This window comes from Streptomyces sp. AC555_RSS877 (assembly GCF_019049245.1).
Classification (GTDB): Bacteria; Actinomycetota; Actinomycetes; order Streptomycetales; family Streptomycetaceae; genus Streptomyces.
In genome coordinates this window covers 1-21,442 of record NZ_JAGMUK010000090.1, presented here as the reverse complement: position 1 = coordinate 21,442, position 21,442 = coordinate 1, and the positions used below count along the sequence as shown (strand labels likewise).

Genomic DNA, 21,442 nt, shown 5'->3' with positions numbered 1-21,442 from the left:
CCGTCTACCTGAGCGACTTCCACGCGGACCGGGTCGACCTCCAGCGCCCGGCCGACTTCATCAAGGAGACGATGCTCCAGCTCGCCAAGGCGGAGCCCCTACTTCCTGACCGCCCGGCCCAACGACAGCGGCACGGGCATCCAGTTCCCCGCACCCGCCCCGGACCTGAACGAGGTGCGCGCCCGAACCGCGCTGCTGCTCGCGGCCGCCGTACCGCTCACGGCGACGGCGGCCGCCGCCGCACTCAGGGCCGCCGCGTCTGGGAGCTGACCGTCTCCCGGCACGCGATTCGGCTCTCCCCCAGGCCCCCGCCCGAACTGCCAGACTGCAAGGGCGCCGGCGGCTGGTGGTCCGAGAGCCCCTACCCGGGCGGCGAGATGTGCTGGTGCTGGGACCGCCCCGTGCGGGGTGCGTGCGGCTGTTCCAGGCCCGGCACGCCGGGTGGCACGAGATCGCCGTCTGCAACGGGAGCATAACGACGCCCCACAGGGCGTGATGCACGATGTGCGGCCGTTCTGCTATGGATCAGCGTCCGGTTGTTCGAGGGACATGACTGAGGGCCCGCCCCTGTCGGTACGGGCCCTGAGCCGGCGGAAAGGAGCAGCTGCCGTGTACCTCGCCGGGCAGTCCTAGCTCAGAGCCAGGGCGAAGCCACCTGCTGGTACCTCCGACTCTTGTCCGTTCGGTCCAGTGTCAGCACACGGCTGTTCTGCTGTAGCTGCCAAGGAGCCCCTCGTATACGTATATCCAGCTCACCCCGGCTGACGCGACGTAGCACACGCTGTCGCTGCCGTTGTTGACGACGACCTGCACCCTCATGGTCTTGCCGCAGTTGTTCTGGAGGGATACGTCGAAGCCCTTGCTTGTTTCGTACACATTGCGCTGAATGCACGCAGGTGCGGTCCCGCCGGCCGCGTATGCCGAGGGCGCTGACACGAGAGAGGCGCCGACTGCTGCCGTCATGGCGGCAACAACGGAGAGCTTCTTGGGCAGACGCATAGTCATATTCTCCCTTTGGAGATCGATGGGCTTCCTGGTGACAGGAGCGGAGTGTTGCGGGGGCGGATGTCCGACGTGATGCTCGACGAGTTCAGCCCTTGATGCTCAGACGTGGACCAATTTGCGCCAGATTCAGGAGGCTGATTCGGCCACTTGCTCCGCCATTGCTAAAGCGGCTCTCCGGATTCTGACGCCCCGAGGGCGGTGCGCTTTCGTGCGCTCGTGAATCGGCCTCCTTCATGAGGACAATGCGGGGTTACCGCGCCGTCTGGTTGCACCACAGAGATTGCCGGTCAATCCGGATCTGGGCCAGAGAGGCCGGCCCCGTTGGGACACCGTGGGACGTCACACCCATTGACCTGCTGGGATGTCCAAAGTGATGCGGCATCGCTGGGACGCCCGCCCCTCTTGGGCCATGCCTGAAGACGTGGCTGCGGAGCTTCAGCCTGGCCACGGAGCCCGCACCAGGTGTACTAACAGAGCAACGGGCGAGAGCCCTGGGGGGTCTGATGCGTATAGGGGTGGAGCGTGTCGCGCTGGAAAGAACTGCCGGACTCTTTGGACCAGAGAGTCCGGCAACTCGTGGTGCAGTTGCGAAGGTTGAAGGACCGCAGCGGGTCGAGCCTCGACGCGCTCGCGGTCAAGACCGGGCACAGCCGCTCGTCGTGGGATCGCTACCTCAATGGGAAGGCGCTGCCACCGCGGCACGCGGTGGAAGCGCTGGCGCGGGTCGCGGGGGCCGATCCGCTCCGGCTGTTGGTACTGCATGAGGTGGCCGAGAAAGCGTGGCCACAGCGGATCGCGTCGTCCTCGTCGGCCGGTGCGGAGGACGGTGGCGAACAGGGGGCACAGGGCGAGGCGGCTGCCGAGCGTTCTGGTGCGGCCGAGGACCCTGCGGCCTCGGCGGAAAGGTCCGAGGCATTGAGGGAAGAGCCCGGAGCCCTGGCGCAGGGGCCCGGGACCTTGGAGGAGGGGCCCGAGCTCTTGGGGGCTGGGCAGCCGTCGGGGATACGCCAGCCCGCCGCCCTCGCTGCCGTGGTGGCCGCCGCGCTCGTGGGGATGGCCGCCGGAATGCTGATCGCCGCGCCCTGGGGCGTTAACGACGGCGGGGGCACCAAGGTGCGGACTGCACAGGACGGCCCACGGCCGAGCAGTAGCAGCACCAGCACCGGTGCCAGTACCGGCAGCAACAGCAACAACACCTCTACGGAAGGGCTGGGCTGGTACGTCTTCGAGCCGGGCAAGTCGTATCCCTGCAAGGTCCGCCGGAACGGCACGGCAGGCGAGGGGCTATTCGCCGGATACAGCGCAACACGCAGCGCCGTCCTTGCCGGACCGGGCTGGGACGTGGTGGAGGCCCAGTGCCTGCTGGGCCATCACCAGCTCGAGCCGGGCATCGTCGACGGGGTCTACGGGCAGCAGACCATCGCGGCCGTGATGCGTCTGCAGAAGAAGGCCGGGCTGCCGGCGGACGGCGTCGTGGGCCCGCATACCTGGCAGGTGCTGCGCGGATGACAGGCCCCGCACCGGAGTGCGCGGCTCTGGCCGAAGGGCTCCGCGAAATGAGGGCGCGGACAGGCCTAAGCCTGGCCGGGCTGGCCGAGCGCACGGCGTACAGCAAATCGTCCTGGGAGCGCTATCTCAACGGGAAAAAGCCGGTGCCCCGGCACGCCGTCGAGGCACTGTGCGCAATAGCGGGGAAGCCCGCCGGGCGGCTGCTCGCGCTGTGGGAACTCGCAGACACCGAATGGAGCGGACGCGCCAGGCACAGCCGCCCCCCCGCTCCGTCCCCGCCCCTGTCCTCGCCCGCCCTGGCCCTCGCAGGTGCTGTGGAGACCAAGGCGGACGCGGGCGTCCACAGGAGGGCTCGGCGCCAGGGGCTGTTCATCGCCGGTGTGGGTGTGGCAGCGGTGGCGATCTTGGCGGCCCTGTCTCTGCGGAGCCCCGGCACCGCCGCCGGAAGCCCGGCGAGCCTGGCATCCCCCACGCTGGATCCCGTCCCCGGATGCCACGGGAAGGCGTGCGACGGGAAGGATCCCAGCCCGATGGCCTGCGGGATACCCGGCCGGGTGGACTCGCTCGGTCCGCCGCATCGCACCAGCACCGGTACGAGTGTGGAGCTCCGGTACAGCAAGGTGTGCGCCGCCGCATGGGGCAGGATCTGGCATTCGAAAGTCGGGGACATGATCGAGGTCTCGGCCCCCGGCGTCCGGCCGCGTCGAGTCGTCATCAGAAACCCCGGGGATACGAGCGCCTACCGTTTCACGCCGATGATCGGCGGCCCGAACCACACCGGCCTACGGCTGTGCTTCACACCGGCGGGCGCCACAGGTCGGGAGTGCTTCGACTCCTGACAGCCTGACGGTGCATTTCTCCAGGCCGAGCACAGGACACAAGGATGGCGGCGCGGGTCGGGTGAAAGCGGCCACCGCGCGTCCGCTACCCGCCGACCGCAGATGTTACGGCGCCACCACGGGGACGCCGTCTGGGCGGTCAGCGAGCAGCGCTGCGATGTTGTCGGCGCAGCGGATAGCGGCCTCAGCCATGGCGCGCCGGGTCATCCCGGCGACGTGTGGGGTGAGCAGGGCGTTGGGCAGGCCGAACAGCGGGGAGGTGAATGCGGCGTGCTCGTGGACGAAGGTGTCGACGGCGGCGGCCGCCGGGGGGTGTGCCGGGTTGCGTAGTGCGTCTGCCAGGGCTTGCTCGTCGACGATTCCGCCCCGGGAGGTGTTCAGCAGGATCGAGCCAGGTCGCATCAGCGCCAGTTCCGCCCGGCCGATCAAACCCCGGGTCTGCGGGGTAAGCGGAAGGTGCAGGGAGACCACGTCGCTGCTGGCCAGAAGGGTGCCGAGGGCGGCAGGGAGCGATGCCGCCCCCGCCGGGTGACGGGAGAGGCTCTGGACGGTCATGCCGAGGGCAGCCGCCCGCTCGGCCAGCGCCTGGCCGATCCGCCCGAGCCCGAGAACGCCCAGGGTCAGCTCCGACAGCTCGACCGCGGAGGCAGCCGGTCCGCTCCAGCGCCCGTGGTGCGCGGCCTCGTTGTGCTCTGACAGGTTCCGGGTCAGGGCAAGCGTGGGCCAAGGCGAACTCCGCGACTGCGGTCGCGTTGGAACCCGGGGTGTGGGTGACGGTGACGCCGTGGCGGGCGGCAGCGGCCAGGTCGACGTGGTCGGTGCCCGCCCCGGCCCGGCCGATCACCCGGAGCCGGTTGGTCAGTGCTGGATCGGTGGCCGCTGCCAAGAACGCAGCGTGCAACGGGACGCCGGCCCGGGACTTCACCGCGTGATAACCGATCCCACCACGGATGATCTCGGCTATCAGTGCCGACTCGTCGAAAGCATCGAAGTCGGTGAAGTCCACCCGGCCCGTCCACGCAACCCGCGCGCTTGCATCGTCGGCTATGCGCCGGAGGTTCAGCGTGACGGTCAGCCCGTGCCCAAGCAGGCACTCCAACTCACGATCGAGCAGCTTCCCAGGAGCTGCATCCAGCAGCAGAACTCGCATTCGGGCCACGAATCCCCTTCCGTGAATGCGACCTTATGTGCTCCAGAAGTCGGCGGTGAATCACCCCGGTGCTGCCCCTCCGACCCCGCGCCTACTGGCGAAGGGCCCAGGAGCGACTGCTGTGTGGTGCGCCTTGAGACAGTCTTCGTGCTCACGCCGTGATGTGCGTCTTTGTGCAACTTGCAGCGACCGCGTCGGCGAAGCTCCGAGCGAGCGGGGAGAGGGCGTCCCAGCGGCGTACGGCCCAGCCGACCGACAGCGGCGGCAGCGCCGGAATGGGGATGAGACGCAGGGGGCTGCCGTCACCGGGTGTGGGGAGAGCCGGTACGGCGGGGACGACGGCGTGGCCCAGGCCGAGTTCGGCGAGGAGCAGGGCTGTGTCCCAGTCGGCGACGCTGGTGTCCGAGCCGGTCCGGATCCCCAGTTCGGCGAACACGGTGTCCAAATGGGCGCCGGAGGTGGAGTTCGGCGGCAGCCGGATGAGGCGGATGCCCGTGAGGTCGGGGGCGTCGATGTGCGGCCGGGCCGCGAGCGGATCGTCGGACCGCATGGCGAGCACCCAGGGCAGATCGGCGACGGGGCGCTGCTCGATGCCGCGCACTGGGGCGCCGACGGTGATCCAGGCAAGGTCGAGGTTGCTGGCCAGGAGGGCGTCGAAGCATCCGCGGCTGGAGGTCTCGGTCTGGAACTCCAGGCTCACCTTCGGGTAGCGCCGGCGGAAGGAGACGATCGCTTCGGCCATGAAGTGCCGGACCGTCGTGCCACCGGTCGTGATCCGCACAGAACCGCTTTCACCGTTCACGAGGTCTCCCAGGCGGCGCAGCGCAAGATCGAGCCCGGAGATCCCGTCGGCGGCGGCATCGCACAGGATGCGCCCCGCCGTTGTGGGAACAACCCCGCGCGGCTGGCGTTCCAACAGGCTCATGCCCGTTTCCCGCTCCAGGCGCTTGACGTGCTGGCTCACCGCGGACTGGGTACAGGACAGGTCGCGGGCCACGGCGCTGAGGCTTCCTGCCCGACACACGGCTACGAACACGCGCAGGTCATCCAGAGTCATAGCACCCAAGCTATACCTGGGGTGAGTGGAGTAATCCCCAGGATTGACTGGGGTGTTGGGGTGTCAGAAGATCGTTGCAGGGCCCAGGCGGCAACCCGTCCGGTGCCTTCGTACGGATCCGGACCGGCGAAGGCGCTGTGCGGGTGCCGACCAACCCATTACCGAAGGGACACGGGCACTGTGCTTGCTCTCCCTGCCACGACTGACCGGGCTGTGACCCTGCTGCGTGAGTTCGGTGCCGAAAGCATCGCCCACCCCGGCGGCACTCTCCTTACCCACCTCGAGCGTGTACAGGCGCGGCTGGCGAGGTGGAAGGCCCGTCCGGCCCTCCAACTCGCCGGTCTGTGTCACGCGTTCTACGGCACGGACGGCTTCCCCACAGCACTGTTGCCACTGGACCGTCGCAATGACCTTGCAGCGGTGATTGGCGCCGAGGCCGAGGCCATCGTGTACCTGTACGCCTCATGCGACCGGAAGGCAACGTACCCGGCTCTCCACCAGGCCGATGCTGCCTTCCGCGACAGGTTCACCGGCCGCTCCCACGTTCCAGGGCCACAGTTGCGCCGGGACTTCACCGAACTGTCGGCGGCCAACGAACTCGATCTCGCCATCGTCGATTCCTCCTTCCGCGACAAGTGGGGCCCTCAGCTGCTCGCCCTGTTCACCAGACTCCAGGATTTGCTGAGTGCTGACGCCTGGCTTGAGTGCCGCACGGCGCTTGCTGGTCCTGCCTCCCAGCCGACGAACCAGCACGCCAGTTCTGGCTTGTCAGCGTGGAAGGCTGACCAGCGCTGAGATAGTGGACAACCGGCCGCTGTGGTGGCCTTACGGGTGGGGGCCCTGGGGGTAGTTGGTAGGGCAGGGCGCGGACCACTGGATGCTGCTCTGCGATCTGTTCGCGTAGGAGACGGTTCTCGACAGTCGCTTGGTGCAGGGCGCCTATGAGGGCCTCGACGTCGGCCTTGAGCTGGGCGATCTTCTCCGCGTCGGCAGCCCGCAGTTGCTTGAGGCGACGTATCTGCTTACGCAGGCGCTGTTCGCTGTCCGGGGTGCCGCCGCGGGCGCGGACCTTGTCGTAGAACTCGTTCTTCAGGTCGGTGTGCCGCTGGGTGAGTGCGTTGCGCGGGACGCCGGCTTCGACGGCGAGGGCGACGATCGTCAGGGCTCCGTTGGAGAGCTCGGGTGTGCTGCGCAGGATGCGGTCCATCGCGGCACGGATGCGGTCGTGGTTGTGGCGGTCGGCCAGGGACCGGAGGTGGTCGGCGCGTTGGGTGAGCCGGTCGGCCAGCGGGCCAGGTACTGCCTCCGAGGCAGCCTGTTTCTCCAACGTCTTTGCGCGCTGCAAGAGTTCGTCGGCGTGGCGGTCGGTGCGCGCGTTGTTCGCACACGACGGCTGGCAGCGGTCGAGGCTCGGGGCGTCAGTGACATCGAGGCGGTGGCACAAGGCGCGGTCTCGGTTGTAGACGCACATCAGCAAGGAATGCGGGTTGTCGTAGACGGTCAGGACCGGGTTGCCCAGGATGTCCCGGGCCTGGCGGTGCGTGCGGCTGTTCCAGGCCACGGCACGCCGGGTGTCACGAGTATCGCAAACAGCACTTATGCAGTGGCATTCCTGGCCCGGGCTCTGGACCTTCTCGGCCTGCGGGCCCTTCTCGCCCTGCACGACTTTGAAGGAGATGTGCTGTCTCTCCTTGTTCGTTTCCGCGCGCCTTTCCTCTACGCTCGAGGAGGTCATCAACTACCGCATGAGATCTGCCCGGTGAGGGAGTCGGCGTGGGGTGCGCGTCCCCGCTCTACGCCACCACTGGACGGCTTCAGGCGCAGCCACGGGTCGGCACATCCGGACGCCGACGACCCCGTTGGCGCGTCCCGCTGGGCGGCGAAAGGGATGCGCCGTGCCTTCGGCTTCGGCGAACTACCGCACCCTGCTGCGCACTTCGGGGGCCGCAGCCTTCTTCCTTCCCGCTGCTGTCGGGCGTCTGGGCATCGCCATGACGGGCATCGGCATCGTCTGGCTGGTGCACGCACGCACCGGGTCGTATGCCGCTGCGGGTCTCGTCACCGGCGGGTTCGCTGTCGCGGACGCCGTCGCCGGGCCCCAGATCGGGCGCCTTGTCGACCGTTTCGGGCAGACGCGGGTGCTTCCCTGCGTGCTGGGCGCACATGCCGGGGCCGTGGCGCTGCTGCTCGCCGGCGCCGTTCCGGACCTCGTCGCCGGAGTGCTCGTCGGGGCAACGCTGCCCCAGCTCGGTGCCCTGTCCGCCGCCCGCTGGTCCGCCCTGCTGCCCGGCGAACGGGCTGCCGCGCTGCCCACCGCCTTCGCCCTGGAGGCCCTCGCCAACGGCGTGTCCTACCTGGCCGGCCCCGCCCTGGTGAGCGTCCTCGGTGCGGCAGGCCGCCCGGGCGCCGGCGTGCTGCTCGCCGCCGCGCTCGTCGTCGGCGGCGGGCTCGCCCTCGCCACCCAGCGCCGCACCACGCCGCCCCTCACCGGCCACGCCGAACGCCGGCACGCCGGACGCGCCCTGCTGCGCTCCGCATTCCTGCGGCAGGTCGCGCTCGGCCTCACTCTCGGGGTCTTCTTCGGCGCGATGCAGGTGTCCGTCACCGCGTACGCCGTCGGACGAGGCACACCGGACGCGGCAGCGCCGCTCTACTTCGCCTCCAACTGCACCAACCTGTTGGGTGGCTGGGTTTACGGAGCATGGCGCCACGGCGGCTCACCCCGGCGCCACCAGGCCGCAGCCGCCGCCTGCCTCACCGTCGCGAGCCTCCCGCTGACCTTCCTCGACGCGCCTCTCGCGGTCGGCGCCACCCTCGCTCTGACCGGACTCGCTGTCCCGGTCCTCCTGATCCTCACCTCCGTCCTCACCGAGTCGTCGGTCCCGCGCGCCGTCCTCACCCAGGCGTTCACCTGGGGCAGTTCCGCAAGCGCGGCAGGAATAGCAGGCGCCGCGGCGGTCGCGGGGCGGGTGGTGGACGCGGGCGGTGCGCACGGCGGTTTCGGGGTGGCGGCAGGGGCCGCGGTGGTGATGACGGTCCTTGCGCTCGGCGGTCTGCGGGGCTCATCAACGGCCGTATCGAAGTCGTCCGCGCCCGAGGAAACCACGGAGTCGGCAGCAGACTGTTCTCCTCCGCAGGAGACCCCGCTGAGCTGAACACATGAACCTGACGGGGAATGCGACCAACGTCGAACCGTCCGTAAGGGTGGAGCTGGTGATGGCCGCCAAACGGCACAGTATGCCGACCGTCGCGGTCGTCGTCGGCGCGCCGCTTTCGGTCTGCCTGAAGCGGCAGGGCCCTGGCCGACAACCTCCACCGGCTGGAACCGTTCCATTAAGCGGCTCTCGCAGGCCCGGGAGGCCGACCTCGGCAGAGCTCCTCGTCGCGGCGACCCACCGCCCCAGCGTGATCGACGACTACCGCCTCTACCTGCACCATCGCTGGATGGAGGGCTGCACCAACGCCTCCGCGCTGACCCGGGAGATCCAACAACTGGGCTACAGCGGTGACGTCAACACTGTCCGCCGCCACCTACGGCCCTATCGCACCGGAGCGATCCCGACGGATGCCCCTCTGCATCAGCTGACCGTCCGCCGTGTCACCGGCTGGATCATGCGCCGGCCCGGGCAGCTCAGGGATATCGAGGGCAAGTGCCTGGACGACTTATGTGAACGCAGCCCCGCACTGGCCACGACCACCGAGTACGCACGGCGCCCGGCCCTGGTGGTGCGGGAGCGGCGCAATGACCACCTGGCCTTCGAGGTCTGGCTGGCCGAAGTCCGCCTGGACGGACAACGAGAACTCCGCACGCTGGCCGCCGGACTGCGACGCGACCGCGCAGCCGTGCTCGCGGCCCTCACCTGGCTCTGTCCATGAGAACGGGTTCTGGCACGACTTCCGTGAAGCGGTCACGATTAGTGATCAGCGAGTGTTTCGAGTGCTTGGAGGATCTGTCGCACCTCCTGGCGCCACTGGGCGGCGTCGGCGCTGTCCACCCAGCCGGTTGCGAGTTCTGATCCGTCCTTGAGAACCCGGTCCAGTGCGAGTCTCGCCGACGAACGAAGCGCGGCCGGCAGTTCGGGCAGTGGTTCCCTGGGACCGTCATCGGGGTCAATCACGATGGGGCTGTCCGGGAGAGTGCTGGCGACGAGAGCGCCGGCGGCAACGGCTTCGGCCCCGTCTCCGCCGTCGACGCGTTCTCCCGAGTCGGTGACTCGCTGGAATGCCCGCTCCAGCACGTCGATGACCTGCTGGTGGGTGAGTCCCTCGAGTTCATCGACGAAGTCTGCGGCGAGGTCGCTGTCGAATGGGCCGGTTCCCCACGTTCCCATGCATGGCTCCTGATACGGCTGTCTTGGACGAAGGCATGGTTCCAGGAGCCACTGACATTGGTCACGGGGCGAGGAGGACCCGCTTGCGGAGCAGTGCGAAGCCGGCGCGTCCGAACATCTGGCGCTTGAGCATCTTGATCCGGTTGACGTGTCCTTGGACGACGCCGGAGTTCCAGGGCAGGGTCAGGCCGGCGATGACCGCGTCGCGGTCTCGGTCGATTCCGGCCGCGAGAGTGTGGAGGCTGGGCAGGTCGTCCTGGCGGACGGCGTCGAGCCACCGCGGGAGTCGTTCGCCCTGGCGCTCGGTGAGCATCTGGGCGAAGGATCGGACGTGACCGGTCAGGGCATCGAGTTCAGGGCAGTTGGCCAGGACGGTCTTGAGCCTGAGCTGTTCGATCTCGGTCAGCGTCTCGGGTCGGCTGAGGTCCGTGCGGTGGGTCATGTTCAGCTGGCGCCCGATGGAACGGCGGCTGTGGCCGGCTTCGAGCAGCGCGTGGACCGTGGCGTGCCTGGCTCGGACGCGGTTGGCGAATCGCTCGCTCCTCCATGGAGAGTCCGCCTTCTCGTCGGACGGCGCCGGTTCGTCGGCCGTCCCCTCGCGATCGGGGACCAGGACGCGAAGGCACTGGCGGTGGCGGGCGACAGCACGCTCAGCGGCCTCGCCGAGGTTGTTGGGTCGGACCGGGGCGCCCTGCCGGGATTGCTCCCAGTGGGTTTCCCCGGCCCGCCCGCCGAACCCGGCGTGCCCGTCTCCGGGCACCGGGCTCTCCACGAGATCATGCCGTGGGGATCGGGCCTGTCAGTACGTCCGGCCAAGGGGTGGGGATGCTGTTTCCGCGGTAGCGATACCGTGTGATCGGCACCTTGCCGAGGTGAAACAGCCTGATCCCGTCCAGCTCGATGTCTTTCCATCGTCCTTGCGGAGTTCGGAGCCATCGACGGACGGCCTTCCACTTCATGCGGTGCCGGTGCATCACCCAGTGGATCACCCGCCACCAAACGAAGGTGTGCAGGCGGGCCATGGTGTGCTTGGCGACCGCGTGCTTGAAGTAGTTGGCCCAGCCGCGCAGGATCTGGTTGATCCGGATCAGCGCGATCTTGTAATCGAGATGCGACAACTTCTGGGTCAGTGCCTTGATCTTCCGTTTCAGCGCCTGTACTGGCTTGTCGGCGATGAAGGTGTAGACATGCCACTTGTCCGTTCCCCGCTTGCGTATCCAGACGATGCGGAAGCCGAGGAAGTCGAACCCATCCGCGAGGTGGACAATCCGGGTCTTGGCCGGGGAGAGCCGCAGGCCCATCCCGGCCAGGACCTCGCTCACCTGGTCGCGAAGTACTTCGACGTGCTCGCGGGTGCCGTGGACCATGATGACGAAATCGTCCGCGTAGCGGACCAGCCGCCAGGTCGGCAGGCCCCGGTGCCGTCGACGTTCGCGGTCACGCCGGCTTGACATGGCGGTTGCCCACTGCTCGGTGGCGAAGTCGTCGAGCACGGACAATGCGATGTTGGCCAGCAGGGGCGAGAGGATGCCTCCTTGCGGTGTTCCGGCGGTGGTCTCGTCCCGTTCGCCGAGCTCGGTCATGATCCCGGCCTTCAGGAATGCCTTCACTAACGCAAGCACCCGCTTGTCCTTCACCCGCGCTCTCACGCGGTCCATCAGGGCCACGTGATCAATGCGGTCGAAGCACGCCTCGATGTCGGCGTCCAGCACCCAGCGATACCCCTGGGAGCCGAACAGATGGATCTCGGCAATCGCGTCGTGCGCACGCCGGTTGGGCCGGAACCCATACGAGCACGGATGAAAGTCCGCCTCGAAGATCGGTTCCAGAACCAGCTTCAGCGCGGCCTGCACCACCCGGTCCGCAATGGTCGGGATCCCCAGCCGACGCAGTTTCCCGCCCGCCTTGGGAATCATCCGCTCACGCACCGGCATTGGCCGAAAGACCCCTGCCCTGAGCTGCGAGCGGACGTGTTCCAGGTACGCTTCCGCCCCGGACACGCGCACGTGGTCGGCACGAACGCCGTCCACGCCCGCTGTCCGGGCTCCGGTGTTGCCTGCAACCCTTTCGAAAGCCATCACCAAAGTGGCCGGGTCGCAGACGAAGTTGAACACATCGTCGAACCGGAAGCCGTGATCGGCTACCGCCCAACGGTGCAGTTTGATCTGCATCCTCCGTACCCGCAGCTCAGCGACATCAGCCACTGGCCAAGTGACCGGGGCATCCACCCCGGATTCTCCGGACATTGCAGTACCTCCCTTGCGATCTCGCTGCCGCCCTTCCCCATGTGCCGGGCTCTCCCCGGCTCGGAGTACTACGGCGGCTCCGCCCCTCCCACGGCCTGCTCGGCAGACGGTGTGCCCAGCCCAACCCGCCAACGCTGGAGGCGCGAACGAGGGGCGAGGCCGGGGAGGTTCCCGTGTTCACTGATTGATCGTTCGTCGGAGTAGGCACCCGGCTATACCCCCGCGGCATCGCCACGGCTACCCCGCAGCACTTCACCGTGGCCTCCCGGACCGTCTGGAAAACAACGACCCGGGAGTTGCCCGCCATGGCACAAGGCGAGCATGCACCGCTACCAGCCCAGATCCGCCAGGTTCGAGCTGATGGCACCTTAGGAGGCTTCAACCACCGGTTCCTCTCGTATACCTCTCCGTCTTGCTTGCCGGACCCGCACCATCTGGCAGTGCTGATACGTCCCGGCTTCGTCGGGGCCGCTTGCCACCCTCCCCAGCACCTCCCGGGTCGGATTGCCCCCAGCTTCACCGCCCTGCTGCGACAGGACGGCGGTGAAGGTCTCTCACCCCCACATGATCAATCAGCGCCTCACGGCGCACGTGCCACAAATGCCAGCGGTCGGCGACCTGCGTCGCCTGGGGTGCCCCGGCTGTGGCGCCTTCCGCGAAGAACGGCGCGCGGTCCCGGCAGACCACCTCGATCCCGGGTCGCTGCGCCAGCCATGCGGCCAGGCTGGACGCCTCACGGTCAGGCAGCAGATCCACCGGCCGGCGGGTCTCGACGTCGACGAGCACCGTGCCGTAGACCCGTCCTTTGCGTGTGGCGTACTCATCAACGCCAACCACGCGCGGGGCCGGAACGTCGGGTTCGGGCAACGCATCGAGCAGGCGCAACACCGCGCTGCGGCTGATGGATATCCCGAAGGTCCGTGCCATCCGGGCGCCGGCTCGGCCGGCGAGGGCGAGACCCACCGCGGCGAGAGTTGATCGCAACCGCTCCGTCCATCTGCTGTGCCGCCGTGTCAGTCCCGGCAACTGCTCAGCGAACGTCCGCCGAGCGCACGACGACTCCGGGCAGAAGAACCGCCGAACTCGCAGTTGTAGGACCACCAGACGTCCCCCGCTCGGCACGTCCGCAGGAAACCGCAGGTAAGAGCTGTGCACCCGGGACGACTCGCTCCCGCAGTCCGGGCATGTCGCCCCGGCTGCCGTACTGCACACGTCGATGTGTATCGCCTGGTGGCTCACCTCCAGCGACAGCACCGACACGTCCGCGATGGACGGTAACAGCAGGCCCTCCAGAGGAGGCGACGTCTCTTCCACGACGCCGCACTGTCGACCACACCAAAATCGGGCCTGGTCATTTTCAGGCAACTTCCCGAAGGCTGATCGCAGCAGCAGCCGTCACTCAGCGTGCGCGCGTCACAGAAGGCGTGCCAGAACCTGAGTGGCTCTGGCACAACTTCTGTGACGCCATCACTGTCCGTCACGACAACAGGGCTCGTTTCCGATGGAGTTGGAAGCCAGAGCGGCCGAACATCTGTGCCGGGGCACGGCCGGCGCCGGTGGTTCGGTTCGGCACCTGCCCATGGACTCGGCCCTGACCTGGACCGCTTTCAACTCCTTCGCTGTCCGGCTGAGTACGCGTACTCAGGTGCTGGCTGACGGACTCCTCCATGCTGGGGCGCGAACGCCGGACCGTCTCAGGGGGACACACGCATGGACCGCGCCCTGCAGCTGCGCACTGCCACGCCTCGGGACCACGACTGGATCCACGAACTGCGCCACCGCGTGTACGCGGAGGAGCTCGGCCAGCATCCGGTGGATCCGTCGGGAAGGCTGAGTGACGGACTCGACGGCGACAACATCTATCTCGTGGCCGCGCGCGGCGAGACGCGGATCGGCTTCGTCAGCCTTACCCCGCCGTGGGTCGGCCGCTACTCCCTCGACAAATACCTGACGCGCGAGGAGCTGCCGGTCCTGACCGAGGAGGCGCCGTTCGAGATCCGCGTCCTGACCGTCGAGGAACACTGGCGGTCCACTGCGGCGGCGCCACTCCTCATGTACGCGGCGCTGCGCTGGGTCGCGGCGCGGGGCGGCCGCCGGGTGGTGGCGATGGGACGCACGGAACTGCTCGACATGTACCTCGCCGCCGGGCTGCGGCCGGTGGGGCGCACGGTCCGCTCGGGCGCGGTCTCGTTCGAGGTCCTCAGCGGCTCCGTGGCCGAGCTGACGAGGACGGTCGCGGAGCGCCACGGCCGGATCCTGGAGCGGCTGAGGACGGGCCTCGACTGGCGGCTCGACGTGCCCTTCGCGCCGCGTGCGGACGGCTGTGAGCACGGTGGGGCGTTCTTCTCGGCGATCGGCACGGACTTCCGGACCCTGACCCGCCGTCACGAGGTGGTCGCGGCGGATGTGCTGGACGCCTGGTTCCCACCGTCCCCAGGCGTCCGCGCGGTCCTCTCGGAGGACCCGGGGTGGGTGGCCCGAACCTCGCCACCGACGGGCGCGGAGGGACTGCTCGCGGAGATCGCCGCGGTCCGCGGGCTCCCGGTGGAGTCGCTGGTCGTCGGGGCGGGCTCGTCCGATCTGATCTTCCGCGCGTTCGGCCGGTGGCTGACGCCGGGAAGCCGGGTGCTCCTGCTCGATCCCGGCTATGGGGAGTACGCCCATGTCACCGAGCGGGTGATCGGCTGCCGGGTCGACCGGCTCCAGCTGCGCCGGGAGGACGGCTGGCTGCTCGACCCGGCCCGGCTCGTCACCGCGACAGGCGACGGACGGTACGACCTCGTGGTCGTGGTCAACCCGAACAACCCGACCGGCCGCCACGCCCCGGCCGACGCGCTGCGCGCGGTGATCGAAGCCTCGCCCGTGCGGACCCGGTGGTGGATCGACGAGGCGTACCTGGGGTATGTCGATCCGGCGGACTCGCTCGCCGGGCTCGCCTCGGTCGACGCCCGGGTCGTGGTCTGCACCTCGCTGTCGAAGATGTACGCGCTGTCGGGGATGCGGGCCGCGTACCTGGTGGCCGGTCCGGAGACGGCCGGGGATCTGCGGCGCTGGACGCCGCCGTGGCCCGTGAGCCTGCCGGCCCAGCTGGCTGCCGTGACGGCGCTGCGCGACCCCGCGTACTACGCGGAGCGCTGGGCCCGCACCCATGTGCTGCGCCGGGAACTGGCCTACGACCTCGAGGAGTTGGACGGGTTCTCCTCGGTCGACGAGGGGGTGGCGAACTTCCTCACGGTGACCCTGCCGCCGCATGGACCGAGCGCGGCGCGGCTGGTGCGCGAGTGCCGGCGGCACGACGTGTTCCTGCGTGACCTGTCGCCGATGTCCCCGGCGTACGAAGGGCGGACCGTCCGGATCGCCGTCCGCGACACGGCGGAGAACGCGAGAATCGTGGCGGCGTGCCAGAGCGCCCTGGACGCGCTGCGCACGCCGGCTGCAGTGGTGTCGGCCGCGCCGGGACGGGCCTCCCGGTGACGACGGTCGCCGGTCTCGTACCGTACCTCGGCGGGGCACTGGCGATCGGAGGCGTCGCCGTGGCGGCGACCCGGCGCCGTGAACTGATGGTCCGCTGGTGCGTGTGGGCGCTCGGAGTGCCCCTGGTGACCGCCGCGTTCTGGCTCGGTCCACCGGGGATCGCGGTGCTCGTGGCTGTGGTCGGTGTCGTCGCCGTGGCGGAGTTCGGCCGGCTGCTCCTGCTGGGTCCGGTGGACCGGGCAGTGCTGGACGCGGCGATCGTCGGACTCGTCCTCACCGCCTGGCTGGCCCCCGGGGAGGTGCTCCGGGTGGCGGCGGCCGGGGCGCTTGCCATTACCGGGGTGCCGTTGCTCTCGGGCGACGCGGAGCACGGGCTCCGCCGCCTGGGGGCGGGCCTGCTTGGACTCGTGTGGCTGGGCGTCCTGGCTGGCCTCGTATCGTCCGGCGCCCTCGGCCTCGTCCTGTTCGTGGCCGTGTCGATCGCCGACATCGTCGCGTACGCGGCGGGTCGCCGAATCGGCGGCCCCCGGCTCTCCCGGCTGTCGCCCGCCAAGCGGTGGAGCGGCACGCTGGCTGGGGCCGCGGCCGGTCTCCTCACGCTAGCCGTGCTGTCCTCCCTGACATGGCAGACGGCGGTGGCCGTGGCGGTCGGCGGCCCGCTCGGGGACCTGCTGGAGTCGATGGTCAAGCGGGGCGCCGGCGCCAAGGACGCCGGCCAGTGGCTGCCCGGCTCCGGCGGCATCCTCGACCGGATCGACTCCCTCCTCGTCGCTCTGGCGGTGCTGTTGGTGCTGAAGTGAGCCACGGGGCGGTGGCTTCGTTACGCGGCAACCGCCTTTGGCCCAACTTCTGTGGCCACTCGGAGTGACAGCCAGGCCCCTTCGAGTGGAAGAGGCCGTGCTCCGGCCGCGATCGACGGGAACAGTAACTCCTTCAGTCGGAGTACGACATCTTCCACGGCCTCGCACTGTCAGCCCAACAGCCTTGCCCAGGGGTCGTTTTCGGGCGACTTCACGTGCGGCTCAGAGATGCCCGGGTATCACTCAGAGTCGCCGCGTCACAGAAGTTGTGCCAGAACCGAAACCCGTGAACAAAGCCACTCACCACTACGCACACCTCGGGACCGGTCGAGGGCCACGTCACCAGGATCAAACTGCTGAAGAGACAGATGTACGGTCGGGCCAACTTCGACCTCCTTCGACGCCGCATCCTCTTGGCACCGTGATCGACCGGTTGACATCCCCAAATCAGCGACAGAGCCCAGAAAGTGAACCAGAGCCTGCCTTTTGGTGTCACCCCCGGTTGTCAGTGCCGGGTGGGAAACTGCCCGGCATGATCGAACCGAACCCGAAAGCGGACCTTCTCAGGTACTTGCAAGAAGGGCGTGACGCCCTGGTGTGGAAGCTCGATGGCCTCTCGGAGTACGCCATCCGCCGTCCACTGACTCCCACGGGCACGAACCTGTTGGGGCTGGTCAAGCATGTCGCCAGCGTGGAGCTGGGGTACTTCGGCGACACGGTTGGGCGGCTGTTCTTCGACGCGGACCCGCCGTCCTGGTGGTATACCGAGGGGTCAGAACCAACTCGGACATGTGGGCCACTGCAGACGAATCACGGGAACAGATCGTTGGGCTGTATTGCCAGGCATGGGAGCACTCCAACAGCACGATCAAGACGCTGCCGCTTGACGCGATCGGGCACGTCCCGTGGTGGCCGGAGGAACGCCGGGAGGTCACGCTGAACCACATCCTGGTGCGCGTGATCTCCGATACTCAGCGGCACGCAGGTCACGCTGACATCGTGCGAGAGCTCATCGACGGATCCGTCGGATATCTGCAAGGCAAGGACAACATGGCACCAGGAGATCAGGCGTGGGAGGACCACCGGAGCCGACTGGAGCGTGTGGCGCGGGAAGTCGAGGGCTGATCTCACCCTCCGCCCGCCGGGCCCGACCCCATACCTCGGCGGGCAACGCGTCCCTCGACCATCAATCAGCGTTCTTCGCACCACTCATCTCGCTTCGGCGCCTGCAGAAGGTGCTCCTGCCACAGCCGCCCACAGAACAGATCAGCCTGATCTGACCGACCGCAACCGCTCCTCGAGTCTTACCTGGAAGGCCGCCGTGAGCTGGGACGTTCTCCTCCTCCGCCTGCCCGACGACCTCACCTCCTTGCAGGAGATGCCCGCCGACCACACCCCGGAGTCGCTCGGCCGACGACGCGATGTATTCGCCGCTGTTACCCGGGCCTGTCCCGAAGCTGATCTCTCGGATCCCACCTGGGGCGAGCTTGCCGGCTCCACTTACGTTCGGCTGCTTTGGCCTGGTCGGTCCCTCGGCCGTGGACTCGCCAGCCGCCTCCGTCAGGGATTCGGCCGACCTTCTTCACGTCGATGTGGACCATGTGGCCGGGGCACCGAGCGATGATCTTGCGTGGTACGCGGTTTGAGGAGCCGTTCGGGTCGATGCACTTGCGGCGGTTCAGCCCGAGGGCGAGATGGTGACGAGAGACCGTGCGACGGCTGACCTCGTCTCTGAGTTCGAAGGCGATCCGGGATGCGGACGACTTCTGCGTGCGACGAAGGTCCCTCGATCCGTGCCACGGCGTCCGCGGAGATCGCTGTCGGCTGGCGGTGAGGGGCCGAGGAACGATCCAGGAGGCCAAGCTCCCCATCCTGGCGGTAGCGATAGAACCACTTCGATGCGCACGCACCAGAGATGCCCGTCTCAGCGGCCACGTGTGCGATGGGACGGGTGAGGCCGCGTTCGACCAGCCGCCGACGACCTTCGAAGGACAGCGGCGCGTTGCGATGAACCACCCGCGTCAGCTTGCGCCGGGACGCATCGCAGCCGCGGTGTCCGCTGCAACGGCCAGCGCGTCGGCGAGCGGTCGGTCGAGCAGCTTTACGAGGTCGCGGCTGGAGTTGCTGAGGAACCCATGGCGGACACTGGTGGCGATCGAAGCGAGCATCGGCGGCTGGAACGACAGCAGCACGTTGTCCGCGAGGAGCCGAGCGCGGTACTCGCTGAGCCCGATGGCTCGGTGGGCGACCTCGAGACGCTCGGCGACGTCACCGGCGGTAATCGGGTCGCCGACCAAGTCGTAGGTCTTGCCGACGTGCGCGCTCGGGTGAATGGCAACGATGGCTGCGACTGCGGCCAGGTCCGCCCGAACCACCGCAGAGAGAGCGCCATCGCCGAAAGCTGACTCCAGGCCATCGGGTGCCCACATCAGCAACGCTCCGAAGAGCTCGGCGTAGAGCCCGTTGCGCAAGATCGTCCACCCGAGACCGCTGGCCTTGACCAGATCCTCAGTGGCGCGGTGGGCGAGCGCGAACCCGAGGTGATCCCCGGTGCCGGTCAGACTGGTGTAAATCACGTGCACGACGCCGTCGCGACGAGCCGCAGCGTCCAGCAGAGCCCGGTGACGAGCGATGACCTGGTCGTCCTCGGCATACCCGGCCGAGACCAGCACCAGCGTCGAGAGGCCGGTGAGGTCCAGGCTGGTGGGGTCGTCGAAGTCCAGGTGGCGCTGCCCGTCGGCGGGTGTTCGGCTGCCACCCAAGGCGGGCACCTTCCGGTCGGCCAACTCCTGGAGCGTGAGGGACGCGAGCCGCCCGTTCGTACCGGTCACCATGATCATTGCGGTTCAATCTCCTACCGTGGTTCTCTTCAGTAACTACGGCGATCCTGAACCGGCCGCGCTCGGCCCGCAAGGAGGCAGTTGCATGTCAGTGACGCACACCGATGTAACCGCTGGACCCGCAGAGCTGAAACCGTGCGGGCAGCCGGATCACCCCGACTGCGGAATCCGCGACGTTCTCGACCGCGTGGGCGACAAGTGGTCGGTCCTTGTGATCGTCGAGCTGGCGAACGGGGCGCGGCGCTTCCGGCAACTTCAGCGCGCCATCGATGGAATCTCCCAGCGGATGCTGACCTTGACCGTGCGCCGGCTGGAACGCGACGGGCTGGTACTTCGGACCGTCTACTCAACCGTGCCTGCGCAGGTCGACTACCGACTCACTGAGACCGGCGCAAGCCTGACCCACCTCGTCAAGGCACTTGCCGACTGGTCGCTCGAGCACAGAGACACCATCGCCCATGTCCGACAGGCTTACGACGCGCAGCATCCCGACAACGAGATCCGATGACCGCCGGGGTCAACAACGTCATGACCCGCAACACCTAGCAGGGCCGACACGGGCACCAGCCGAGCGTGGCGTCGCGTGAACGGCAGTGATGCGTGCGGATCAAGAGCACCGCGCAGTCCCGCACCGTCCTGGAGGGATTCCCCGCTGGAGGTCCCCGCGGCTCCTGGTCGGCGGAAGATACGCCGCCGCTCAACGCGCCCAGGGCACGGACGCTTAAGGTCGTGATGGGCCCGACCACTGACCAGTTCCTGACTCGGGCCGGGTCCGCCCCAGCTACTTCACCCACAGGACCATGCAGCGTTTGAGCACATCACGCTCCATGACCAGTTCCTTGTTGTTCCGCTTGAGCTGGGCGTTCTCCCGCCGCAGCCGCTCCAGTTCGTCGCTCTCACCGGCTGGCGTGGTACCGGCCCGGCGGGCACGGGAGACCCAGCTGGCCAGGGTGGTCTCGTTGATGCCGAGGTCCTTCGCGACCTCGGCGATCGGCTTGCCGGCCTCCGTCACAATCCGTACAGCCCCCTCACGGAACTCCGGATCGAACTTCCGTCGCTTCTACGCCATGACTCCCAGATTCCCTTTACGAGGGACACAGACGGCGGGCATTGCGGGTGCCCGGGAATCAGCCCGCCGTGTGAGTGATTACGGCGTAATCACTCACACCAGGCCGCCAGACGGCTGGTGCTGCGGCAGGGCGGCCTGTCCAGTCCGTGGGCAACCAATGTCGTAGTGGAATGGTTCTTAGCCACGAGGCTTCGTCCCAGGTGACGAACCATCTCTGCGCCTTGGCTCTTAGGTCACGCGAATAGTATCTAAGGCTCAAATCGCCCATCCTGTGGTGGTTTCACAGAATGTGAATCCCTTCGACAGGGCAGACTATCGCGCATGGCACGCTCAGTCCGAAGGCCGACGCCTCCTACAAAACCGCTGCTCAAAGCACCTGTCCGGATCGGTCACCTCGACACTGCAGCCGTCATCGGTCAACTGCGCCAGCTACATGAGCAGGCCGAAGACGGGAATGTCGACCGCATGCCGGCCGATGAAGAGCTGTTCGGGGCCCTGTTGTATCTCGAGGCCAATGCTGACGCCCTGAAGAGCGTGGAGGCACGGCGCGCATCCGCGGTTGAGCGCGTCCGCCTGTGGGAGTATCTGCGCCAGCAGGCGGACGTTCATCAGTCCAGGGCGGTTGAGGACGCACGTGCGGCGCAGGCGGAATGGGCAGAGCTCGCGTCGGCACTTGCAGTCAACGTTCCAAGCGCTGCCTACAACAAGGCTCTGAGACTGCGTGCCGCAGCCCTGACCAATCCTGCGGACCCGAACCTGCCAGTGCGCCGCACCCCTGAGGCGGTTCTGCTGGCGGAGCAGCAGGCGGCGGCCCGAGCCGCGGCCGAGCGCCGTGTGGAGGAAGAGGCCTCCCGTCGGCATGCGCTGGTGGTTCCGGTTGCGCGCCGACTTCTCGAGCACCGTGCCAGCCTGGATGACGACGATGACGTGACGTTCTGGCTGGACCAGATCGAGGCGGTACTCCCCCACTGCGAGACCCCAACGCAGTTCGTCAGCCTCGGGATTTACGTGGAAGCGGTCGTGCGTGAACTGAGGAAGGCAGGCCTCGCAACACGTCGGTCTGAAACGGGTGAGGATGCGCTCGCGGCGATCGCAGCTGCTGCCGAGCTCGTGGGGGGGGGG

Annotated in this window: 16 protein-coding genes and 6 pseudogenes; 11 read left to right on the top strand and 11 right to left on the bottom strand. The window is 68.3% G+C overall.

Features of this window, described 5'->3' with window-relative positions:
• Nucleotides 1-476 (top strand): annotated as a pseudogene (locus tag KUM49_RS35005) (hypothetical protein); the annotation flags it as partial.
• A 217-nt stretch (nucleotides 477-693) separates the two neighbouring features.
• Here KUM49_RS35005 and KUM49_RS35000 read toward each other — a convergent pair.
• The gene (locus KUM49_RS35000) at nucleotides 694-999 is read right to left on the bottom strand and encodes a beta-Ig-H3/fasciclin (RefSeq protein ID WP_217240990.1); all 306 of its coding nucleotides are present in this window, start codon (nucleotides 997-999) and stop codon (nucleotides 694-696) included.
• 528 nt (nucleotides 1,000-1,527) lie between these two features.
• Between KUM49_RS35000 and KUM49_RS34995 the strand changes: the two genes are divergently transcribed.
• Complete coding sequence (locus KUM49_RS34995) at nucleotides 1,528-2,514, top strand: helix-turn-helix domain-containing protein (RefSeq protein WP_217240989.1); 987 nt, start codon at nucleotides 1,528-1,530, stop codon at nucleotides 2,512-2,514.
• Complete coding sequence (locus KUM49_RS34990) at nucleotides 2,511-3,353, top strand: XRE family transcriptional regulator (protein WP_217240988.1); 843 nt, start codon at nucleotides 2,511-2,513, stop codon at nucleotides 3,351-3,353. The genes KUM49_RS34995 and KUM49_RS34990 overlap by 4 nt, the downstream gene beginning before the upstream one ends.
• 105 nt (nucleotides 3,354-3,458) lie before the next feature.
• Here KUM49_RS34990 and KUM49_RS49000 read toward each other — a convergent pair whose 3' ends face one another.
• From KUM49_RS49000 to KUM49_RS34980, 3 genes and pseudogenes are all read right to left on the bottom strand, one after another.
• On the bottom strand, nucleotides 3,459-4,052 hold the full coding sequence (locus KUM49_RS49000) for a D-isomer specific 2-hydroxyacid dehydrogenase family protein (RefSeq protein ID WP_254402266.1): 594 nt from the start codon (nucleotides 4,050-4,052) through the stop codon (nucleotides 3,459-3,461).
• Nucleotides 4,053-4,092: 40 nt separating this feature from the next.
• Nucleotides 4,093-4,503, bottom strand: a pseudogene (locus KUM49_RS48995) (oxidoreductase); the annotation flags it as partial.
• A gap of 151 nt (nucleotides 4,504-4,654) precedes the next feature.
• Nucleotides 4,655-5,560 (bottom strand): LysR family transcriptional regulator, encoded by a 906-nt coding sequence (locus KUM49_RS34980; RefSeq protein WP_217240987.1) that lies wholly within the window; start codon nucleotides 5,558-5,560, stop codon nucleotides 4,655-4,657.
• Nucleotides 5,561-5,773: 213 nt separating this feature from the next.
• Between KUM49_RS34980 and KUM49_RS48990 the strand changes: the two genes are divergently transcribed.
• From KUM49_RS48990 to KUM49_RS34965, 3 genes are all read left to right on the top strand, one after another.
• Complete coding sequence (locus KUM49_RS48990; RefSeq protein WP_374200237.1) at nucleotides 5,774-6,355, top strand: DUF6817 domain-containing protein; 582 nt, start codon at nucleotides 5,774-5,776, stop codon at nucleotides 6,353-6,355.
• A 1,100-nt stretch (nucleotides 6,356-7,455) separates the two neighbouring features.
• Nucleotides 7,456-8,715: an MFS transporter gene (locus KUM49_RS34970; RefSeq protein WP_308406905.1), complete on the top strand. Its 1,260-nt coding sequence runs from the start codon at nucleotides 7,456-7,458 to the stop codon at nucleotides 8,713-8,715.
• A gap of 250 nt (nucleotides 8,716-8,965) precedes the next feature.
• Complete coding sequence (locus KUM49_RS34965; protein ID WP_217240985.1) at nucleotides 8,966-9,436, top strand: hypothetical protein; 471 nt, start codon at nucleotides 8,966-8,968, stop codon at nucleotides 9,434-9,436.
• A 38-nt stretch (nucleotides 9,437-9,474) separates the two neighbouring features.
• On the opposite strand, the gene KUM49_RS34960 is transcribed toward KUM49_RS34965, so the two are convergent.
• From KUM49_RS34960 to KUM49_RS34945, 4 genes and pseudogenes are all read right to left on the bottom strand, one after another.
• Nucleotides 9,475-9,891, bottom strand: coding sequence for a DUF4259 domain-containing protein (locus KUM49_RS34960; RefSeq protein WP_217240984.1), 417 nt, complete (start codon nucleotides 9,889-9,891; stop codon nucleotides 9,475-9,477).
• A 61-nt stretch (nucleotides 9,892-9,952) separates the two neighbouring features.
• A pseudogene (locus KUM49_RS48985) lies at nucleotides 9,953-10,564 on the bottom strand (transposase); the annotation flags it as partial.
• A 103-nt stretch (nucleotides 10,565-10,667) separates the two neighbouring features.
• A complete protein-coding gene (gene ltrA, locus KUM49_RS34950; protein WP_217240983.1) occupies nucleotides 10,668-12,062 on the bottom strand; it encodes a group II intron reverse transcriptase/maturase in 1,395 nt (464 codons plus the stop codon).
• 591 nt (nucleotides 12,063-12,653) lie between these two features.
• Complete coding sequence (locus KUM49_RS34945) at nucleotides 12,654-13,349, bottom strand: ISL3 family transposase (protein WP_308406907.1); 696 nt, start codon at nucleotides 13,347-13,349, stop codon at nucleotides 12,654-12,656.
• Between the two features lie 498 nt (nucleotides 13,350-13,847).
• Here KUM49_RS34945 and KUM49_RS34940 point away from each other — a divergent pair, with 498 nt between their 5' ends.
• From KUM49_RS34940 to KUM49_RS34925, 3 genes and pseudogenes are all read left to right on the top strand, one after another.
• Nucleotides 13,848-15,611 carry a histidinol-phosphate transaminase gene (locus KUM49_RS34940; protein WP_217240982.1) on the top strand — a complete coding sequence of 588 codons (1,764 nt, stop codon included), beginning with the start codon at nucleotides 13,848-13,850 and terminating at the stop codon, nucleotides 15,609-15,611.
• The gene (locus tag KUM49_RS34935; RefSeq protein ID WP_217240981.1) at nucleotides 15,608-16,411 is read left to right on the top strand and encodes a phosphatidate cytidylyltransferase; all 804 of its coding nucleotides are present in this window, start codon (nucleotides 15,608-15,610) and stop codon (nucleotides 16,409-16,411) included. Before KUM49_RS34940 ends, KUM49_RS34935 begins: the two co-directional genes overlap by 4 nt.
• 532 nt (nucleotides 16,412-16,943) lie before the next feature.
• Nucleotides 16,944-17,536 (top strand): annotated as a pseudogene (locus KUM49_RS34925) (DinB family protein).
• A gap of 356 nt (nucleotides 17,537-17,892) precedes the next feature.
• Here KUM49_RS34925 and KUM49_RS34920 read toward each other — a convergent pair.
• Together KUM49_RS34920 and KUM49_RS34915 are read right to left on the bottom strand one after the other, a co-directional pair.
• Nucleotides 17,893-18,427, bottom strand: a pseudogene (locus KUM49_RS34920) (helix-turn-helix domain-containing protein); the annotation flags it as partial.
• 5 nt (nucleotides 18,428-18,432) lie between these two features.
• Complete coding sequence (locus KUM49_RS34915; protein ID WP_217240980.1) at nucleotides 18,433-19,251, bottom strand: NmrA family transcriptional regulator; 819 nt, start codon at nucleotides 19,249-19,251, stop codon at nucleotides 18,433-18,435.
• Nucleotides 19,252-19,336: 85 nt separating this feature from the next.
• Here KUM49_RS34915 and KUM49_RS34910 point away from each other — a divergent pair, with 85 nt between their 5' ends.
• The gene (locus tag KUM49_RS34910) at nucleotides 19,337-19,759 is read left to right on the top strand and encodes a helix-turn-helix domain-containing protein (RefSeq protein WP_217240979.1); all 423 of its coding nucleotides are present in this window, start codon (nucleotides 19,337-19,339) and stop codon (nucleotides 19,757-19,759) included.
• Between the two features lie 273 nt (nucleotides 19,760-20,032).
• Here the strand turns inward: KUM49_RS34910 and KUM49_RS34905 are convergent.
• Nucleotides 20,033-20,299: pseudogene (locus KUM49_RS34905) on the bottom strand (transposase); the annotation flags it as partial.
• Nucleotides 20,300-20,641: 342 nt separating this feature from the next.
• Here KUM49_RS34905 and KUM49_RS34900 point away from each other — a divergent pair.
• The coding region (locus tag KUM49_RS34900) for a hypothetical protein (protein ID WP_217240978.1) at nucleotides 20,642-21,442 on the top strand (801 nt) is incomplete at its 3' end.